2 protein-coding genes are annotated in these 1,531 nt (G+C 73.5%); both read left to right on the forward strand.

What is annotated here, in order from left to right; translation table 11 throughout:
• Positions 1 to 422 precede the first annotated feature (422 nt).
• The gene (locus VR45_RS33800) at positions 423 to 806 is read left to right on the forward strand and encodes a hypothetical protein (RefSeq protein ID WP_030396327.1); all 384 of its coding nucleotides are present in this window, start codon (positions 423 to 425) and stop codon (positions 804 to 806) included.
• Positions 803 to 1,531, forward strand: a 729-nt coding sequence (locus VR45_RS33805; protein WP_052709583.1) for a hypothetical protein, incomplete at its 3' end; no start/stop codon positions are given. The genes VR45_RS33800 and VR45_RS33805, both read left to right, overlap by 4 nt.

Below are 1,531 nucleotides of genomic sequence, written 5' to 3' on the forward strand. Positions count from 1 at the left end.
GTCCGTGCAACCCGGGCCTGGCGCTCCAACGGAAGCGGTCGTCCCCCTCGGGGGGCGGCCGCTTTGTCGTTGTGCCGGAGTGTGGGTGCCCTCGGTCCTATCGCACCCGTGGCTCGAAACCCGTCGGCATGGCCGACAATCGGCCAAGGTCCCGCGCCAGGTGGTTCGTTCGTTCGTATCACGTACGGGCGTCCGGGCAGCGGCGATGGCGGGCTTCCAGAGCTGACGATGCGTCAAAGGATGGCCGAAAACACCGGGTTGTGGTGTGAATATGCCATTGGAATGTTCGTCGTACGAGTTCCGGCAGTAGCCTTCCGTGTCGAACCCGCCACTCGTCGTGGCGGTCCGGTCGGCGCCCGACGGCCACGCCCTGCGCCGTGTCCTGCGCCGCTTCCTCCCCGAACCCCTCCGAAGGAGCCCGAGTGCCGGGTATCGACGAGTGCCTGTCCCAGGCGATGGCGATCGCCGGGGCCCGCGCCGCCGGTCTGATCGACTGGAGCAGCGGACTCGCCCTTGGCAGCGTCGGAGTCAGTCCGACCGGCGACCACGACACCACGGCAGCGGAGGCGACCGACCTGGTCCGGGCGGCCGTCGAGGGAGCCACCTTCACCGCGGCGGAGGACGGCAAGGCACCGTTGCAGGACATCATCCTGACCGCGGGCCGCAGTTACCACCTGCTTTGCTTCATCGATACCGTCTTCGACAGCCGGCTCGTCCTGCACCTCTGGCTGGACCGGGCCGAGGGCAACCTCGCCGGCGCCCGCTACCGGCTCCAGTCGCTCGCCGAGGAACTGGTGCTCGGATGACGAACCCCGTCACCAGCGACCCGGCCGCCGCCGCCGGCACCCAGGTCGGCTTCCGGCCACCGGCCGGCCCGGTGGCGCCCGTGCTCCCGGGCGCCGCCGAACGGGCCACCGGGGCTCTGCGCGGCCCCGCCGGAACCGTCTACCTCGTCGACGGCCTGGTCGCCCACGCCGAGTCCGACCGGGCACCCGACCTCGCCACCCTGCTCACCACCAGCGGCCGGCTCGACCCGGACACCTGGCAGGAGGCCGTCCACCGCTTCGGCCCCTACGCCCGGGTCGGCGAAGCCCTGGTCGAACAGGGGAGGCTCACCCGCGGCGAACTCGAACTCTGCCACCTCGGCACCCTCTACGACGCCGCCTGCTTCCTGCTCGACACCCCCGCCACCCTCGCCTCCTGGACCTTCGCCCCGGGCATGCGGCACTGGCTCGGCCCGGTGGCCGCGGTCGGCGCCCACCGGCTCCGCCGGGAGGCCGAACGCCGGCGGCACCTGCTCGACCGGATCTGGCCCTCGGCGCAGCTCGACACCGTGCCGCTGCGCCGGACCGCCGCCCAGGCCCCCGCCCCCGGGCGCCACGCCCGCCGGGTGCGCCCGCCGACCCGGCGCCAGTACGAGCTGCTCGACCACGCGGACGGCCGGAGAACCGCCGCGGAGCTGGCCCGGCTGTTCGGCCGGTCCGCGTTCGCGACCACGGCGGACGTCCGCCGTCTCGCCGCTGCCGGACTG

Source organism: Streptomyces sp. NRRL S-495 (genome assembly GCF_000966955.1).
Taxonomy (GTDB): domain Bacteria; phylum Actinomycetota; class Actinomycetes; order Streptomycetales; family Streptomycetaceae; genus Kitasatospora; species Kitasatospora purpeofusca.